At 23.3% G+C, this 16,790-nt stretch carries 14 protein-coding genes; 13 read left to right on the plus strand and 1 reads right to left on the minus strand.

Annotation, left to right across the window (positions count from 1 at the left end):
* Positions 1-13: 13 nt before the first annotated feature.
* The 10 genes from nuoG to folC all read left to right on the plus strand — a co-directional run bounded on the left by nuoG (position 14) and on the right by folC (position 12,366).
* Positions 14-2,737 (plus strand): NADH-quinone oxidoreductase subunit NuoG, encoded by a 2,724-nt coding sequence (nuoG, locus tag D9V79_RS00525; RefSeq protein ID WP_158351652.1) that lies wholly within the window; start codon positions 14-16, stop codon positions 2,735-2,737.
* Positions 2,738-2,744: 7 nt separating this feature from the next.
* Positions 2,745-3,719: an NADH-quinone oxidoreductase subunit NuoH gene (nuoH, locus tag D9V79_RS00530; protein WP_158351654.1), complete on the plus strand. Its 975-nt coding sequence runs from the start codon at positions 2,745-2,747 to the stop codon at positions 3,717-3,719.
* 3 nt (positions 3,720-3,722) lie between these two features.
* Positions 3,723-4,265, plus strand: a complete 543-nt coding sequence (nuoI, locus tag D9V79_RS00535; RefSeq protein ID WP_158351656.1) for an NADH-quinone oxidoreductase subunit NuoI — start codon at positions 3,723-3,725, stop codon at positions 4,263-4,265.
* A 10-nt stretch (positions 4,266-4,275) separates the two neighbouring features.
* On the plus strand, positions 4,276-4,794 hold the full coding sequence (locus D9V79_RS00540) for an NADH-quinone oxidoreductase subunit J (protein WP_187306414.1): 519 nt from the start codon (positions 4,276-4,278) through the stop codon (positions 4,792-4,794).
* 4 nt (positions 4,795-4,798) lie between these two features.
* A complete protein-coding gene (gene nuoK, locus D9V79_RS00545; RefSeq protein ID WP_158351660.1) occupies positions 4,799-5,107 on the plus strand; it encodes an NADH-quinone oxidoreductase subunit NuoK in 309 nt (102 codons plus the stop codon).
* Entirely contained in the window at positions 5,100-6,932 is a 1,833-nt protein-coding gene (locus tag D9V79_RS00550) for an NADH-quinone oxidoreductase subunit L (RefSeq protein ID WP_158351662.1), read from the plus strand. The genes nuoK and D9V79_RS00550 overlap by 8 nt, the downstream gene beginning before the upstream one ends.
* A gap of 110 nt (positions 6,933-7,042) precedes the next feature.
* Positions 7,043-8,518 carry a NuoM family protein gene (locus D9V79_RS00555; protein WP_158351664.1) on the plus strand — a complete coding sequence of 492 codons (1,476 nt, stop codon included), beginning with the start codon at positions 7,043-7,045 and terminating at the stop codon, positions 8,516-8,518.
* A gap of 211 nt (positions 8,519-8,729) precedes the next feature.
* Positions 8,730-10,019, plus strand: coding sequence for a proton-conducting transporter membrane subunit (locus D9V79_RS00560; protein WP_187306415.1), 1,290 nt, complete (start codon positions 8,730-8,732; stop codon positions 10,017-10,019).
* Positions 10,020-10,074: 55 nt separating this feature from the next.
* The gene (locus D9V79_RS00565) at positions 10,075-11,031 is read left to right on the plus strand and encodes a TerC family protein (RefSeq protein ID WP_158351668.1); all 957 of its coding nucleotides are present in this window, start codon (positions 10,075-10,077) and stop codon (positions 11,029-11,031) included.
* A gap of 33 nt (positions 11,032-11,064) precedes the next feature.
* Positions 11,065-12,366 (plus strand): bifunctional tetrahydrofolate synthase/dihydrofolate synthase, encoded by a 1,302-nt coding sequence (folC, locus tag D9V79_RS00570; protein WP_261978601.1) that lies wholly within the window; start codon positions 11,065-11,067, stop codon positions 12,364-12,366.
* A gap of 17 nt (positions 12,367-12,383) precedes the next feature.
* Here the strand turns inward: folC and D9V79_RS00575 are convergent, their stop codons facing one another.
* Positions 12,384-13,361 (minus strand): ribose-phosphate pyrophosphokinase, encoded by a 978-nt coding sequence (locus tag D9V79_RS00575; RefSeq protein ID WP_158351670.1) that lies wholly within the window; start codon positions 13,359-13,361, stop codon positions 12,384-12,386.
* Between the two features lie 202 nt (positions 13,362-13,563).
* Here D9V79_RS00575 and prfA point away from each other — a divergent pair, with 202 nt between their 5' ends.
* From prfA to D9V79_RS00590, 3 genes are all read left to right on the plus strand, one after another.
* A complete protein-coding gene (prfA, locus tag D9V79_RS00580) occupies positions 13,564-14,637 on the plus strand; it encodes a peptide chain release factor 1 (protein WP_158351672.1) in 1,074 nt (357 codons plus the stop codon).
* A 10-nt stretch (positions 14,638-14,647) separates the two neighbouring features.
* Positions 14,648-15,475 carry a peptide chain release factor N(5)-glutamine methyltransferase gene (prmC, locus tag D9V79_RS00585; RefSeq protein WP_261978603.1) on the plus strand — a complete coding sequence of 276 codons (828 nt, stop codon included), beginning with the start codon at positions 14,648-14,650 and terminating at the stop codon, positions 15,473-15,475.
* Between the two features lie 81 nt (positions 15,476-15,556).
* Positions 15,557-16,762 (plus strand): acetate kinase, encoded by a 1,206-nt coding sequence (locus D9V79_RS00590; RefSeq protein ID WP_158351677.1) that lies wholly within the window; start codon positions 15,557-15,559, stop codon positions 16,760-16,762.
* The last annotated feature ends 28 nt before the right edge of the window (positions 16,763-16,790 follow it).

A 16,790-nucleotide genomic window follows, 5' to 3' on the forward strand; every position in this document is an offset into this window, starting at 1 on the left:
GGGGTATTAGATTATGGATAAGGTTATAATATTTATAAATAGTCATAAATATTATGTAGATTCATCATACAATTTATTACAAATATGTTTATCGTTAAATATAGATGTTCCTTATTTTTGTTGGCATCCAGCGTTGGGTAGTGTTGGATCATGCAGATTATGTGCTGTTAAACAATATTCTACGTTTTATGATAATACAGGTAGAATTATTATGTCTTGCATGTCTTCTGTTTCAGATAATATGATAATTTCTACTATTGATCGAGAGGTTCAAAAAAATCAAAAAGGTATTATTGAGTTATTAATGACTAATCATCCTCATGATTGCCCGGTATGTGAAGAAGGTGGTAGTTGTCATTTACAAGATATGACGGTGATGGTTAAACATAATATTCGTCGTTATATGTTTCCTAAACGTACACATCGTAATCAATATTTAGGTAGTTTTATATCACATCAAATGAATCGTTGTATTAGTTGTTATCGTTGTGTTAGATATTATAGAGATTATGCAGATGGTACTGATTTTGGAGTTTATGGCACTAGTAACAATGTTTATTTTGGACGATTTAAGGATGGTACTTTAGAAAGTGAATATTCAGGTAATTTAGTTGAAGTATGTCCGACGGGTGTTTTTACAGATAAAATATATTCTCAAAATTATAATCGAAAATGGGATTTACAATATTCTCCAAGTATTTGTCAACATTGTTGTGTTGGATGTAATATTATTATTGGTGAAAGATATGGTAAATTAAATAAAGTAGAGAATAGATATCATCATTCTATTAATCGTTATTTTTTATGTGATTTAGGACGTTTTGGGTATAATTATGTTAATGTTAAAAAACGATATAAACAACCGTTTATAAATATTATAAATGATAAAAAATTTTTAAAAAAAAAAGATACTATTAAATTAATATCAAATATATTATGTAATTCTACATGCACTATTGGTATTGGTTCTATTAGATCGAGTATAGAAAATAATTTTTCTTTACGAAAATTAGTTGGGAAAGATAATTTTTCTAGTGGTATGTTGGATATGGATCATAATTGTGTAAAATTAATTATAGATGTTTTAGAGAATAGTGGTATTTATGTTCCAACATTACCAGAAATAGAAAAATATGATTTGATTTTAATTATTGGTGAAGATATTACTCAAACTGCTTCTATGATTGCATTATCTGTTAGACAAGCTGCGAAAAGAAATAATTGTAATAATAATGTGAATTATAAAAATATTCCTAAATGGCATAGTGCTGCAATGTTAAATATTTCTTATAATAACAAAAAATGTGTATATATTTTGCATACTCATGAGACTAAATTAGATGATATTGCTGCTCTAAATTATTATGGTTCCATACAAGAACAAGAAATTTTTGCTTTTTCGATTGAAAATCGAATTTGTAATATGAAAAAAAATTTAAATTGTCTTAATTCATCATGTAATAATGAGATTGATATTGTTGTAAATGCATTAATGTTGTGTAAAAAACCATTAATTATTTCTGGATCTCATTCTGGAAGTATGAATTTAATTCAATCTTCTGTAAATATAGCAAAAGGGTTAAAGAATTTGTATAAAGATGTAGGTTTAGTTTTATTAACACCTGCTGTTAATAGTATTGGGGTAGGTATATTATCTCATATGTCTTTGGAAAATGTGTTAGATAAGTGTGATAATAATATGGTTGATACGTTAATCATTTTAGAAAATAATTTATATCGTCATATATCTGAAGAGGTATTAAATCCGATTTTAAAAAAAGTCAATAATATTATCGTATTAGATCATCAAATACATAAGATAATTAATAAGAGTACTATATTTTTGCCATTGTCGAATTTTTCGGAGAGTTCTGGTACGGTAATTAATTATGAAGGTAGAGCACAGCGATTTTTTTCTTCTTTTAATCCTGTATGGTATGATCATAAATCGTGTATTTTAGAAGGATGGAAATGGTTATATAAAATTTATTTTCAGAGTAATAAAATACAAAAATTTAGTCATATTCAGTTTGATACTGTTATTCAAGAATATACACAAAATATTCATATTTTTAAAAATATAAAAAATATTGCTCCTGATGCAAATTTCAGAATTTATGGACAAAAAATTGCTCGGTTACCTCATCGTGCTAGTAGCAGAACAGCTGTTAATATACATAAAAATATACATGAACCGATGCAAAAAATTGATTATGATACTATGTTTTCTTTTTCTATGGAAGGAAATCAAAATTCAGTAAAATATTCTCAGTATGTTCCTTTTATTTGGTCTCCTGGCTGGAATTCTTCTCAGTTATGGAATAAATATGAATTTAGTAAATTAAATTTTGATTCTGGTGTTCGATTATTTCCATTGAAAAATTCAAATGTTTCATATACTTTTAAACCCAAATATCATGATATGAGTATAATTATAAAAAAACAATGGTGTGTTATTCCGTATTATTTATTATTAGGAAGTGAAGAAATGAGTTATCAATCTTTAGAAATAAAGGAAAAATTTTATAAAATTTATGCTTTGATCAGTTTGTATCATAAAAAAGAATTGGATAAAAAAGTTCGTATTGAATTTTATTATTTAGGAAAAATATTTCAATTTTTTATTAAATTTTCTTCAAAATTAACAAGTTATAATATTGGATTACCTGTAGGTATACCAGGTATACCACGTTCTTTAATAGGTTATAAAATTAAAAATATACGAGGTATAATATAGATTATATATGATACTTTTTGTTATGAATTTTATTAAAATAATTAATTGTTATATTTTTGTAATGATGATTGTATTATTGATTGTATTTTTGGGTGCTATGTTAAGTTTTGTAGAACGTCGTGTATTGGGATTGTTTCAAAATCGATATGGACCTAATCGGGTTGGAACATGGGGATCATTACAGTTATTTGCAGATATGATTAAAATTTTATTTAAAGAAGATTGGGTTCCATCATTTAGTAAACGTTTTATTTTTATTATAGCACCGATTGTTTCATTTATTTCATTATTATTGGTTATGGCGATTATTCCTATAGATAGTAATTATTTTATTATTAATATAAATATAGGAATTTTATTTTTTTTTATGATGGCTTCTTTTTCGATATATTCTATTCTATTTGCTGGTTGGTCGAGTAATAATAAATATGCTTTATTAGGTGCAATACGATCTGTGGCACAAACATTAAGTTATGAGGTATTTTTGGGGTTATCAATATTAGGCGTTGTAGTACGATCAGGGTCATTTAATTTGATTGATATTGTAAATTCACAAATTTTTATTTGGAATATTATTCCTCAATTTTTGGGATTTGTAACATTTTTGATTTCTGGTTTAGCGTTATGCCATCGTCACCCTTTTGATCAACCTGAGTCTGAACAAGAATTAGCTGATGGATATCATATTGAATATTCTGGCATGAAGTTTGGTTTATTTTTTATTGGTCAATATATTTCCATGATGACTATATCCTCTTTAATTACAGTATTATTTTTAGGCGGGTGGTATGGTCCATTTTTTTCTAATAGTTTTTGTTTTTTATTTAAAACTTTTTTTTGTATTATGTTTTTTATTTTAATACGAGCTTCATTACCTCGTCCAAGGTATGATCAGATACTATATTTTGGTTGGAGGTTTTGTCTTCCAATTACTTTATTAAATTTAATTATTACTGCTTTTATATTATTATATATGGGTTAATTTATGTATTTAAAAAATATTATTTTAGGGTTTTTGACACAAATTAGAAGTATTTTATTAACTTTTAGAAATATTTTTTCAAAACGGGAAACGCGTTTATATCCAGATAAATCTGTTTATCTTGCTCCACGATATCGAGGTAGAGTAGTTTTAACAAGGAATGAAAAAGGGGAGGAACGTTGTGTAGCATGTAATTTATGTTCTGTGGTTTGTCCAGTAGGTTGTATATCATTGCAAAAATCTCAAACGCAATCAGGACGTTGGTTTCCAAAATTTTTTCGAATTAATTTTTCGCGTTGTATTTTTTGTGGTTTATGTGAAGAAGCATGTCCGACTTTAGCTATTCAATTAATACCAGATTTTGAATTAAGTGATTTTGATAGAAAAAATTTAGTTTTTGAAAAAAATGATTTATTGATTTCTGGATTTGGGAAATATTCTGATTATAATTTTTATAAACAATCTGGTGTATCAGTTCACAAAAAACATTTCAAAGATCGTAATCTTCATGTTATGCCTATTGATACTAAAGATTTATTACCTTAGGATATATATCATGAAATTGATGTTTTATTTTTTTTCTTTATTAACTGTGGTATTTACTATTTTATCTGTTTTTCAGAATAATATTGTGTATTCTTTATTTTATCTTTCTGCATCAATTATTTCTACATCTGCAATATTTTTTTTATTAGGATCTTATTTTATTGGAGTATTACAGATTATTATTTATGCAGGAGCTATTATGGTACTTTTTATTTTTTCAGTAATGATGTTTGATTTGAATGAAAAAATAAAAAGAAATAAAAAAAATAGATTGTTGATGTGGTTGTATCCAATAGTTTTATTTATTTTATTTTTATTATTAATTTTTAGAAAATTGTTATATTTTCGAGATAAATATATTATTCGTTCAGAAATAAATTTACATGTTTTAGGTATTAATTTATTTGGACCATATATTTTAATTGTTGAATTTGCATCATTGTTATTATTATCTGCTTTAATCATGGTATTAATTATTGCAAATAATCAACAATTAAAAAATATTTTTGTTAATAAAAATAAGGATTAGTAATATGATTTCTTTGTTTGATGCTTTGTTGTTTGCTTTTATTATATTTTTTATTGGTTTAACATCTTTAATGATATTTAGGAATTTATTATTTATGTTAATTAGTTTAGAAATTATGATGAATGCTATTGTTTTATCTTTTGTATTGATTAGTCATTATTGGTATCAATCAGATGGGCAAATAATGTATATTTTATCTATTACATTGTCAGCAGTAGAAGCTAGTATTAGTTTAATATTATTATTACAATGTTATTGGAAAAATAATAGAATTCTACATGTTGAAAAATTAAGTGAGATACATAATGAATAGTATTTCGTTAATAATTACATTTCCTATAGTTAGTTTTATTATTTTATCTTTTTTTAAAAACTTTTTATCACGACAATTGACTATTATTATAGGTGTTGGTTCTATTTTTTTCTCTATGTTAATAGTTTTTTTTATATGGATATTTTTTTTTGTAAATGAAAATTGTATTTTTTTTAATAATTTATGGGTTTGGTGGCATGTAAATAATATTAAAGTTGATGTTTGTTTAATATTAGATATGTTATCTTTATCTTTTGTAACTATGATTGTTTGTATTGCATTTTTAATTTATATATTTTCCATTTGGTACATGAAACATCAAAAAGGTAATAAAAAGTTTTTTGCTCTTATGAATTTATTTGTAGCAAATATGTTATTATTAGTTTTATCGGATAATTTTCTTTTGATGTATGTAGGATGGGAAGGTGTTAGTATTTGCTCATATTTATTAATTAATTTTTATTTTTTTAAAAAAAAAGTTGTATTTTCTGCAATTAAATCTCTTATTATGACAAGAATAGGAGATTTATTTTTGATATTTTCTATAATAATGATATATTTTCACTATTTTACTTTTAATTTTTATGAAATTCAATTTATGGTGAAAATTGGATTAATTAAGTATACACCGATATTAAATTGTATTACTTTGTTTTTATTGTTTGGTGCTATTGGAAAATCTGCTCAAATACCTTTGCATACTTGGTTACCAAAAGCTATGGTAGGACCGACACCTGTTTCAGCTTTAATACATGCTGCTACTATGGTGACTGCAGGAGTATATTTAATTGCGAGAAATCATAATTTATTTATTTTAACACCATATATTTTATATTTAGTAGGTGTTATCGGTGGGTTAACACTATTATGGTCTAGTTTTTTAGCGTTAGTACAAAAAGATATAAAAAAAATATTAGCATATTCTACCATGAGTCAAATTGGATATATGTTTTTAGGTCTAGGTGTTGGTGCGTGGAGTGCTGTTATTATACATTTAATTGCTCATGCTATTTTTAAAGCTTTACTATTTTTAGTTGCTGGTTCTTTAATTATAACTTGTAAACATGAACAAAATATTTTTAAAATGGGTAGTCAATTAAAGAATAAGTTATTTTTTTTATATTGTTGCTGTTTAATTGGAGGTTCTTCTTTATCGGCATTTCCAATACTCACTTTAGGATTTTATAGTAAAGGAGATATTTTGTTTTATATTTTTATGCATCATTTTATTGTATTTTTTATCTTATCATTATTTTCATCTTTTTTAACTAGTATATATATTTTTCGTTTAATTTTTCATATTTTTTATACAAGATATCAAGATTTTAAAATTGTTCAACCTACAGGGTGGATACATTATTTTCCGATAATAACTTTATCGATATTTTCTACTTGTATTGGAATTTATATTTTGCCTAATTTATCAGGTATATTTTCAGAAGTAACATATAATAATATGAATAAAATCAATTTAGAATACTATACATCTTTATTAATTATTTTAGGTATTGGGATAGCATATTATTTTTGTATTTTAAATTATAAATTAACGAAAATTATGTTAAAAAATAAGATTTTTTTGTTTATTTTTAATGTATTGTTTCATAGTTTAAGTATTGATAATATATACAAAATGTTATTCATTCAACCATATTTAATTATGATTCAATTCTTAAAATGTGATTATTTTAGTATAATAAGTAAAAAAATATTATTCATAATACAAAAAATTAATGTTTTTTTATTATTTTTTGAATATAAAATTTTACATTTTTATATTATTGCAATGATAACAGGATTAATTTCAATTATATTATATATTTGAATAACATATATAATAGATGCAAGTTTTAATAAATTTTATGTTATATATAGTAATTATTATTATTTTATATAATAAAAATAAGAATGAATAAATAAATAAGGTTTTATTACATGTTTCTTACTTTGTTAGTTATTATTCCATTTTTAGGTAGTTTGCTATGTTGGATGTTGGATTGGATACATATTAAAATATCTCGTTGGATTGCGTTAATAACGACTTTAATATTATTTATTTTTTCAATATTTTTGTGGTTACAATATTTTTATTTGCACGATATGATTGTACTACATACACATTGGAATGCAGAGTTTATAGCACCTTGGATACCAAGATTTGGAATTCAATTGCATTTTGCTTTAGATGGATTATCAATCCTAATGATTATTTTAACAACTTTTTTAGGTTTCATATCGGTTTTATGTTCATGGGATAACGTTAAGAAATATCAAGGTTTTTTTTATTTTAATTTATTATGGATTATAATTGGTACTCTTGGTGTTTTGTTATCTATTGATCTTTTTTTATTTTTTTGTTTTTGGGAAATAATGTTTATTCCAATATATTGTTTAATTATTTTTTGGGGTGATAATAAATATAGTATAACAAGTCGAATTAAGACTGCTAATGTATTTTTGATTTATACTCAATTATCTAGTATGGTAATGTTATTTTCTATTTTATTATTATCTTGTGTTTATTATAATAAAATGCACATTTGGACATTTGATTATAATAGATTAATTCATATTCATAATATAAATCCTGTATTAGAATTTTTAATTATGTTAGGATTTTTTATTGCGTTTACAGTTAAAATGCCTATTGTTCCGTTGCATAGTTGGTTACCTGATATGCATAAAAAATCTCCTATTGTAGGATCTGTAGATTTGTCTGGCATGTTAGTAAAGGTCGGTGCTTATGGATTAATTAGGTTTAATATGAGTATGTTTACAGATATCCCATATATATTTTTATATTGTGTTATATTATTAGGTATTACTACGATTTTTTATGGATCATGGATGGCTTATGCTCAAACAAATATCAAAAAGATTATTTCATATAGTTCTATTTCACATATGGGATTTATTTTAATTGCTATATATTCTAAAAATATTATTTCGTATGAAGGTGCTATCATGGATATGATTTTTAGTGGATTATCAATATCAGCATTATTTATTTTATTTAATCAACTGTATATTCGTGTGAAGACCAATAATATTGTTCAATTAGGTGGTTTGTCTTTATGTATTAATTGGATTCCAGGGTTTGTATTATTTTTTCTTTTTGCAAATTTGAATGTTCCAGGGACAGCTAATTTTATTGGTGAGATTATGATGTTAATGGGAATTTTTACTGTTTTTCCTAAATTATTAGGTTTATTAATTTTTGGATTATTGTTTTCTTTAATTTATTCATTGAATATTGTACATAAAGTTTTTTATGGTTCATTAAGAAATACTAATTATTATCAGTGTTCTCCAATTAATTGTTGTGAGTTTTTGGTCATTATATTTTTACTTGTTAGTATTATATTTTTTGGATTTTTTCCAGACAATATTTTACATACTGTTCATTTTTAATGAAAAATATTATTTTTCAAAATCAAAGTAAGGTTTTGTTAATATGCTGATATCTATTGGGCAAGTAATTACGTTGTTTCCATTTTTAGTTTTAATAGTTAGTATATTTTTAATTATGTTATCTATTATTGTATATAGAAATTGTACTTTTGTATTTTTTTTTATTATTTTTAGTTTTATTATATCATTATTATCATTATTAGTAATATATATGGTTATTCCAATTTATGTAATGGCATTAATGTATATGAATTTTTATTCTATTTTATATATTTTAATGATTTTATTTTCTGGTTTATGTATTAGTATATTATCTTTTTTGTATTTACAGCATATTGTGTCATATAAAGAAGAATTTTATTTATTGATACTTTTTTCTATTTTAGGTGGTATGTTATTAGTTGTGTCTAATCATCTGATTTCTTTTTTTATAGGGATAGAATTAATGTCATTACCCGTAATAGGGTTAGTTCAATATTCTTTTTCTCAAAAGAAATCTTTAATTATTGCATTAAAATATGTGATACTATCGAGTATATTTTCTTTATTTATATTATTTAGTATAGTATTAATATATTTTATATGTGGAAATCTAAACTTTAGTAATATTAAAATTTCTTTATTGATTAATAATTATGAAAACAATAATATTTTATTGTTTGGTTTAGGTATATTATTAATATCTTTATTTTTTAAGTTGTCTGTTTTTCCTTTTCATTTTTTAGTGCCTGAGATTTATGAAAATATTTCTTCGTTAATTTTAATTTATTTTACTACTATTATAAAAGTTTCAATTTTTGGTATATTAATAAAATTATTTTTTTATTTTCCTTATAGTCATACGCAAATATTATATAAAATTGTAAAATATGTTGCAGTATTTTCGATATTTTTTGGTAGTATGTGTTCTGTGTTTCAAAAAGATATTAAAAAATTAATTGGTTATTCTTCTATTGCACATATGGGTTATATATTAATAACTTTATTATTTATTAATAATTATAATATGGCTAATGAAGCAGCTTTAATATATTTGATTAATTATTTAATTTCTAATATTGGTATATTTAGTATATTAATTATTGTACGTAATATATATAATGTGAAAATTAGTAATTTTAATTTTTATAAAGGTTTATTTTGGAATAAACCAATATTAGCTATAGCAATGACTATTTTTATTTTTTCATCATTAGGTATACCAATAACTTTGGGTTTTATTGCAAAATTTTATATTATTTTTTTAACTATATACCAGTTTGATTGGTTAATAATTAGTATAATATTAATTAATTCTGGATTAAGTATATATTATTATTTAAAAGTTATATTAAATTTGTATGTTTATAATCACGTTCATTTAAATAGTAGTATTATTAAGTATAATGAATATAAGATTTTAGAAGTGATTATTTTTTTATTTTCTATGTTAATAATATTTTTAGGTATTTATCCGAAAATATTAATAAATATTATACATGTTAGTAATACATTGTTATGAAATTATTGAATGTTAGAATATAAGTTTGTGATTTAGTTTAATTAAGGTATATGTTGTGAATTCTATTCATTGGATAATGATTTGGATAATTTTTTTTAGTATTATTATAATTTGTATATGTTTTAATTTATTTTTAGAAAAAAAATATTTACATAAATATAATATATTACAACAATCTTATTTTTTTTTATTTTTTTGGTTTTTTTTTACTTGTATTTTTTCTTTTTTTTATTGGATGTTTTATACAAGGTATGTGAATATTACTGTTGCTAATGCTAATTTGATTTTGTTTTGGTTAGGATATTTTATAGAACAATCATTTTCAATAGATAATATTTTTGTATTTTTTTTTGTATTTCAATATTTTCATATTCCTATTCAATTACATAGAAAAGTATTATCTATTGGTATATTAATTACTTTTATATTACGAGGATTAATTATTTGTATTGGATATTGGGTATTGTTATATTGGAATTGGATAATTTTTTTATTTAGTATAATTTTATTATTTACTGGAATGGAAATATTTTTTTTTGATAATTCTGGTTATAAAGATATTAACAAGAATATATTATTAAAATATATAAATAATATTTTTCATATTCTCCCAACTTTAAAGGGAGAGAAATTTTTTATTTATTATAAAAATTTATTATATGTTACTCCTTTATTTATTGCGTTAATAATTATTGAATTAAGTGATATTATATTTTCTATAGATAGTATTCCTGCAATTTTTTCTATTACTCATGACCCATTTATTATTATAACATCTAATTTTTTTGCAATTTTAGGGTTGCGTTCTATTTATTTTATTGTTGTTCATATTATGAGTAAGTTATATTATATTCAATATTTAATATCGTTAGTTATGATTTTTCTTTCTGTAAAAATGATATTGAATAGTTTTTTGTATATTATAGGTAATATTTATGCTATTTTAGTTAGTATTATTCTATTTTGTTATTTATTTTATAATTTTATTTCAAAATTTAATTTATTAAGATAATCATTTGCAGTATTATTAACGAGATACTACTATATGAGTTTAAAAATGTATAATGCTAATACATCATTATGTTCATGGTTGTCATATATTGAAAGAATATATCCTATATGCACTCATTTTTCATTAAGTCGTATAATGATAGTAGCAAAAAAATTAGGTTTACTTAAATCTTCATCTTTTATATTTACAGTTTCTGGAACAAATGGGAAAAGTAGTACTTGTTATATGTTAGAAAGGATTTTATTAAATGCAGGGTATAAAGTCGGTTTATACACTTCACCTCATTTAATAAATTATTATGAACGTATTCGAATTAATGGAAAATATATAATAGATGATATTATACATACTACTATATTTTATAGTATAGAATTAGCTCGAAAGGATATTTTGTTAACGTATTTTGAATTTATAACTTTATCTGCTTTATTAATATTTAAACAACAATATTTAGATATTATTATTTTAGAGGTGGGTATTGGGGGAAGATTAGATGCTACTAATATTCTTGATCCTAATATAGCTATTATTACAAATATAGAATTGGATCATATGCATTTATTAGGGTATACTAGAAATAGTATTGCTTCAGAAAAATCAGGTATTTTCAGAAAAGGTATTGATATTATTATAGGCACTAAAAATATTCCCAATATTATATATAAAATATCTAGTCGTCTTCATGTTCGATTAAATAGATTATTATATGAATGGAATTGGGTAAAAATACGAGATTATTGGAATTTTTATGATAAATTTGGGGGATTATATCAATTACCTATTCCAAAATTATCATTATCTAGTGTTGCGACTGCTGTATCAGCGTTAAGAGTGTCTCAATATGTTATATGTCATAAATTGTTTCAACAATCTATTAATCAAGTTTTTTTACCAGGTCGTTTTCATATTATTGTTAATAATCCTCAAATTATAGTGGATGTTGCACATAATCCTCATGCTTCTAATTATTTATATTATCAATTAAAACAATTAATATTATTTAAGAAAGAAAAAAACTTTCAAATATATAGTATTATCGGTATGGTATCTGATAAAGATATTATGAATACAATTTTACCTTTATTAAATATTGTTAATTTATGGTTTTATGTTCCATTAAAAACATATCGTAGTATTAATATAAATTATTTAAAATCTTGTTTACCTAATGAATCAATATTGTGTAATGATGTAGCACATGCTTTTCATAAGATATTTAAAATTGTTCAATCAATAGATATAATATTAGTATTTGGTTCTTTTTTTTTAGTTTCAGAAGTGATTTTATTTATTAAAAATAAATATAATATTCAAAATATTATACCAAAGAATTAGTTTATTGATAGTAAATATTATTTTCTTAGATATGTTTTGATGCATTTTTTATATTCAAACATTTCTGAAATAGATTCTTCATTATTAATTCTTCGAATTGCTTCTGATAACATTTTTGATAAAGTTAAGGTACGAATTTTTTTGTTCAACTTAATATCTTTTGATATAGGAATAGTATCACATACAATAATTTGGTTGATATTTGATCGATTAATATTATTTAAAGCATGACCAGAAAATATAGGATGTGTTGCATATGCTAAGACTTTTTTAGCTCCATGTTTTTTTAATGCTTCAGCTGCTTGACATACAGTATTACCTGTATCAATAATATCATCAATTAAAATACAATCTCGGTCTGACACATCTCCAATAATATGCATAATTTGTGCCATATTAGATTTAGGTCTTCTTTTATCAATAATTGCCATATCAGTATCATGTAATAATTTTGATATGGCTCGAGATCGTATTACTCCTCCGATATCAGGTGATACAATTATAGGATTATTTAGTTTCATTTTCTGTATATCTTCTAAAATAATGAAACTACTAAAAACGTTGTCTACTGGAACATCAAAAAAACCTTGTATTTGTTCAGAATGTAAATCAACTGTTAAAATACGGTCAATGCCTACATTAGATAAAAAATCTGCAACAATTTTTGCTGTGATTGGTACTCGTGCTGATCTTACTCTTCGATCTTGTCTTGAATATCCAAAATATGGAATAACTGCTGTAATTCTTCCAGCAGATGCTCGTCTTAATGCATCGATAATAACAGCTAATTCCATAATATTATCATTTGTTGGGAAACATGTTGATTGTATAATAAAAATATCACTACCTCGAACGTTTTCATTTATTTGTACGCTAATTTCTCCATCACTAAAACGTCCTATAGTAGCATTACTTAAATTAATATATAATTTTTTAGCGATTAAAGAAGATAATTGGGGTACTGAATTACCACAGAATATTTTCATATTAGACATAATGTTTCCTAATAAAGTTTATTATTTATTAATCATATGTATTTTCATTTATTATTGTAATTAGTGAAATTAATTTTATTTATCATGTAATATTACATATTATTTTTATTTTATAGTTTTGAATATATTATATATAATAATTTTGTTTATTGTATTAATATATTAATAGTTATATGAATCTAGTATTGTTTGAGTATATTATATGAAAATTTCTATTATTAATAAATTGGAAAAGTTATATAAAAAATTTAAAGATATTGAAAACATGTTAACACAGCCTAAATTGATTCATAATCAAGAGAAGTTTAAGGATTTATCTAAAGAATATTTAAGGTTATCTAATTTAATAAAATATTTTCTTAAATGGAAAAAAGTAAATAAAGATATAAAATTAACATCAAAGTTATTAAATGATCTTGAAATGTTAAGTATAGTGGAGGAAGAATTAGCAAACTTTAGGGAAATAAAAAATAATTTAGAAAACAAAATAAAACGTTTATTGTTACCTCATGATCCTAATGATAAAAAAAGTTGTTTTATTGAAATTCGTGCTGCTACTGGTGGTGATGAAGCTGCTATTTTTGCTGGTGATTTGTTTCGTATGTATGGACGATATGCAGAACATTGTCATTGGAGTGTAGAAGTGATGAATTGTCATGAAGGTGATAAAGGGGGATTTAAAGAAATTATTTTTCGTGTGACTGGTTTAGGGGCATGTGGTCGATTAAAATTTGAATCAGGAGGACATCGTGTACAACGTATACCTCAAACAGAATCACAAGGAAGAGTACATACATCGACTTGTACAGTGGCTGTTATTCCAGAAGTTTTACAATCTGAAAATTTCAAAATTTGTTTTAATGATTTAAAGATTGATACTTTTAGATCTTCTGGAGCCGGTGGGCAACATGTTAATACAACAGATTCAGCGATTCGCATTACACATCTTCCTACAGGAATGGTAGTAGAATGTCAAGATGAACGATCGCAACATAAAAATAAAGCAAAAGCTTTATCAATTTTATCTTCTAGAATTCATGCTTATGAAGAAGATAAGCGGAATAAAGAAAATGCTTTTATTCGTCGTAATTTGTTGGGTAGTGGAGATAGATCGGATCGTAATAGAACGTATAATTTCCCTCAAAATCGTATTACTGATCATCGTATTAATTTAACTTTATATTGTTTAGATGATGTATTGAATGGAAATTTAGATATTTTAATAGAACCAATTATTCAAGAATATCATGCTGATTTTTTATCACAGTATAAATAATTTTAATAATTTGAAAATTCAATTTTGGTTGCAATATATATCAAATTTGTTATATTGTTTTCGTACACCTCAATTAGATTCTGAAATGATTATTAGTTATACTGTTCAACAATCCAGAACTTGGATTTATATTTTTAATAATATTTTTTTAAGTACTTCTCAAATTTTTTTATTAAATATATTTGTCAGACGTCGTATTAATTGCGAACCTATTTCTTATATTATAAAGAAAAAAGAGTTTTGGTCTTGTGTATTTAGAATATCAAAATATGTTTTAATTCCTAGAAAAGAAACTGAATTTTTAGTTCAAGAAATTTTAAAAAGAATTAATATGTATGATAGTGTTTTAGATCTAGGTTGTGGTTCTGGTTGTATATCTTTATCTATAGCTCATGAAAGACCTTATTGTAATATTATTGGCATTGATTCTTCTTTAAAATCTATTACATTATCTAAAAAAAATGCTAAATATTTGAATATAAATAATGTTTATTTTTTTTATAGTAATTGGTTTTCTGCTATTAAAAGAAAATTTAATATTATAGTTAGTAATCCGCCTTATATTCATGAACAAGAAATTGTATATATGAATAAAGATTGTATGTTTGAACCTTGTGGAGCATTGATTTCAAGAAATCATGGTTTTTCAGATATTGAACATATTATTAAATATGCTTACATTTTTTTATTTAATCAAGGTTTTTTAATTATAGAACATGGATGGAAACAGAAAGAAATGGTTAATTTTTTATTTAAAAAATATAATTTTTTTGATGTTATGTCTTATTTTGATTTTAATGGATATTATCGTATTACTTTAGGGAAAAAAGTATATTAATTTTTGTTTTATTTTAATGAATAAATTTTATATTTTTGTTTTTGTTAATAAAATATAATTCAGTTATAGGTGTAGAAAATTATGTTAAATGATTTAGTTTTAGTTTTGAATTTTGGTAGTTCTTCATTAAAATTTGCTATTTTAAATCCTGATACTGAAAGAAAGTATGTATTTGGTTTAGTTGAACGTTTATATTTATCTTATTCTTTTGTTACATGGTATTATCAAAGATTTAAATATCATACTATTATTGGGAATAATATATCACATATTCAATCTTTAGAATTTATTATTAATCATATTTTTTATATAAATAAAAAAATTGTTTGTAATATTCAATTTATAGGTCATCGCGTTGTTCATGGAGGAAAAAAGATTACAGAATCCAAGATTATTAATAGTTGTATTATTCAAGAAATTGAAAATAATATTATTTATGCTCCGTTACATAATCCAATAAATCTTTTGGGTATTAAATCTGCAATTAAATATTTTCCTCATTTATCTAAAAAAAATGTAGCTGTTTTTGATACTTCATTTTTTCGAGATATGCCAGAAACATCTTATTTATATGCTCTTCCATATAGTTTTTATATAAAATATGGGGTTCGTCGTTATGGTGCTCATGGTATGAGTCATTATTATGTTTCTAAAATTGCATCTGAAATATTAAAAATACAATTTGATACTTTCAATGTTATTACGTGTCATTTAGGTAATGGGTCTTCAGTATCTGTAATTGTAAATGGTATATGTGTAGATACATCTATGGGATTTACTCCTATGGAAGGATTAGTTATGGGAACGCGAAGTGGTGATTTGGATCCTGCTATAATATTTTTTATGCATATGGTTTTAGGAATGACTATAGATGAAATTCAACATATTTTGATAAAAAAATCTGGTATTTTAGGTTTGAGTGGTGGTGTTACGAGTGATTTTAGATATATTGAAAAAAATTATTATCGTGAAATTGCATCTAAACGTTCTGTTGATATTTTTTGTCATAGACTTTCTAAATATATTGCTTCTTATACTACATTATTAGATGGTCGTTTAGATGCTATTATATTTACTGGAGGTATTGGTGAAAATTCTATTTTAGTGAGACAATTAACGATGATAAAATTATTTATGATAGGTATTCGATTAGATATGCAATTAAATCAATGTTTACAACCAGGCCAATATGGGTTTATTAATAAAAAAGATACTACTCCAGTTCTTGTAATTCCTACCAATGAAGAATTAATTATTGCACAAGAAACTGTAAAATGTTTTAGATAATTATATGTATTTTATTTATGGGATATAA

Origin of the sequence: Buchnera aphidicola (Stegophylla sp.) (genome assembly GCF_005080785.1) — a bacterium.
Classification (GTDB): Bacteria; Pseudomonadota; Gammaproteobacteria; order Enterobacterales; family Enterobacteriaceae; genus Buchnera_L; species Buchnera_L aphidicola_AQ.

Bases quoted from the DNA above. Each gene is read 5' to 3' on its own strand.
- D9V79_RS00575 (WP_158351670.1), bottom strand. From the start codon at position 13,361: ATGTCTAATATGAAAATATTCTGTGGTAATTCAGTACCCCAATTATCT.
- nuoG (WP_158351652.1), top strand. From the start codon at position 14: ATGGATAAGGTTATAATATTTATAAATAGTCATAAATATTATGTAGAT.
- D9V79_RS00590 (WP_158351677.1), top strand. From the start codon at position 15,557: ATGTTAAATGATTTAGTTTTAGTTTTGAATTTTGGTAGTTCTTCATTA.
- D9V79_RS00560 (WP_187306415.1), top strand. From the start codon at position 8,730: ATGGTTATTCCAATTTATGTAATGGCATTAATGTATATGAATTTTTAT.
- folC (WP_261978601.1), top strand. From the start codon at position 11,065: ATGAGTTTAAAAATGTATAATGCTAATACATCATTATGTTCATGGTTG.
- nuoI (WP_158351656.1), top strand. From the start codon at position 3,723: ATGTATTTAAAAAATATTATTTTAGGGTTTTTGACACAAATTAGAAGT.
- nuoH (WP_158351654.1), top strand. From the start codon at position 2,745: ATGATACTTTTTGTTATGAATTTTATTAAAATAATTAATTGTTATATT.
- prfA (WP_158351672.1), top strand. From the start codon at position 13,564: ATGAAAATTTCTATTATTAATAAATTGGAAAAGTTATATAAAAAATTT.
- D9V79_RS00555 (WP_158351664.1), top strand. From the start codon at position 7,043: ATGTTTCTTACTTTGTTAGTTATTATTCCATTTTTAGGTAGTTTGCTA.
- nuoK (WP_158351660.1), top strand. From the start codon at position 4,799: ATGATTTCTTTGTTTGATGCTTTGTTGTTTGCTTTTATTATATTTTTT.
- D9V79_RS00540 (WP_187306414.1), top strand. From the start codon at position 4,276: ATGAAATTGATGTTTTATTTTTTTTCTTTATTAACTGTGGTATTTACT.
- D9V79_RS00550 (WP_158351662.1), top strand. From the start codon at position 5,100: ATGAATAGTATTTCGTTAATAATTACATTTCCTATAGTTAGTTTTATT.